Source organism: Herbaspirillum sp. B65, from assembly GCF_000333555.1.
Classification (GTDB): domain Bacteria; phylum Pseudomonadota; class Gammaproteobacteria; order Burkholderiales; family Burkholderiaceae_D; genus Herbaspirillum; species Herbaspirillum rubrisubalbicans.
Genome location: NZ_BADI01001230.1, coordinates 1 through 1485, shown reverse-complemented (window position 1 = coordinate 1485; position 1485 = coordinate 1). Strand labels below are relative to the sequence as shown.

2 protein-coding genes are annotated in these 1485 nt (G+C 63.7%); one reads left to right on the top strand and one right to left on the bottom strand.

Translation table 11 applies throughout. The features are described 5' to 3' along the window. Positions 1-328: DUF1800 family protein (locus tag I5W_RS28860; protein ID WP_044531835.1), on the bottom strand; the 328-nt coding region annotated here is incomplete at its 3' end. Positions 329-753: 425 nt separating this feature from the next. Here I5W_RS28860 and I5W_RS28855 point away from each other — a divergent pair. Continuing rightward, the gene (locus tag I5W_RS28855; RefSeq protein WP_044531834.1) at positions 754-1479 is read left to right on the top strand and encodes a response regulator transcription factor; all 726 of its coding nucleotides are present in this window, start codon (positions 754-756) and stop codon (positions 1477-1479) included. The last annotated feature ends 6 nt before the right edge of the window (positions 1480-1485 follow it).

Here is a 1485-nt window from a genome sequence, read left to right as displayed (position 1 = left end):
CCTGCTGCTCTTCCTTGCTGGCGCTGCGGTCGAAGGACGGCGGGCCATAGTCGACGAACAACTGTGCCGGCGTCATCTGCAGGCCCGGCAGCGCCGCCAGGCGCGCCTGCAAGTCATCGGGCAGGGGGATGCGCTCGGGATGCAGTTGCTGGTCGATGTAGCGCTTCACGCCCATGCGCTCCACCTGCTCCAGATCGCCGGGACGCGGGCCATAGGCGAGCCGGTTGAGTACGTGCAGGGCGCGCTCCTGTTCCGACAGCGGGGCACTGGCGGAAGTCGGCCCAGCCGCCTGGGCCTGCCCCAAGGTGCAGGCAACCAGTGCCAGCATCAGCCAGGCTGAACGTGAAGGAAAAAGCTGCTTGAAGGGCGCTTGCATCGACGAGCCTCGCGAGGTCGAAAATTGGGGAGAACAGCTGCAGGCCAGTATGGTGATGGTCTTGCACGCGGGCTGTAATAAAGTGTAATGCGCGGGTCTGGCCGCCCCGCGATCCCGTGCAGCGGCGGCCGAGCGTCACTGTAGCGCAGCAAGCATTGTTCTTCATACAGGGTGTTACAAAGCTGACGCCTTCGTCAGCTTCCCGCAAGCGCGCTAAGGTATAAAAATTCTGCGATTTGTCACTGTTTTTCAGACGATTCTTATGCGCCGGAAGGCGGCGCTCGACCACAATAACGCCTTCGTCAGCGGCGGCATCAGGAGGGGGATGATGATGCATCGCAGCAGCTTCACATGATCAGAATTCGAGGGGATAGCGCATGACATGGAACTTGGCATCGGCGTTGCGCATCGCGCTGCTGGACGACCACGCCGTGGTGCGTTACGGCCTGGCCAAGCGCCTGGCCGAGGAGCCGGATTTCACCGTGGTCGGCGCTTTCGCCACCAGCAAGGAGCTGATGGCGGCTCTGCGCGCCTCGCCGGCCGATCTGCTGCTGATCGATTATTCGCTGGGGAGCAATGACATCGACGGTCTCAACCTGATCCGCGCCTTGCGCGTGCGCTTTCCGCGTTCCAAGATCCTGGTGACCTCGGCCCACAGCAGCCCGGCGACGGTGGCCATGGCGATGAAGGCGGGGGCACGCGGTTTCGTCAGCAAATCGCAGGAGCTGGCCGAACTGATCCTGGCCATCCGCACCATCAGCCGGGGACGCGAATACCTCAACAGCACCATGACCCGCGAGCTGGCCATCATGCAGGCCGCCGAAGCGGCCACGCGCAGCCAGCCCGAAGTGCGCCCGCCGCGCCGGCGACCGCGCGGCACCGACGTCTCGCCGGACTCGCTGTCGGACATGCCCAGCCTGTCGCCGCGCGAACGGGAAGTCCTGCGTTGCTGCCTGGACGGCATGTCGGTCACCGACATCGCGGAAAAATTCGCACGCAGCGTCAAGACCATCAGCGGGCAGAAGCAATCGGCCTTCCGCAAGCTGGGCGTGCGCAGTGACAACGAACTGTTCAAGATCGAATACCAGATCAAGGAGCTGTAAATGCCG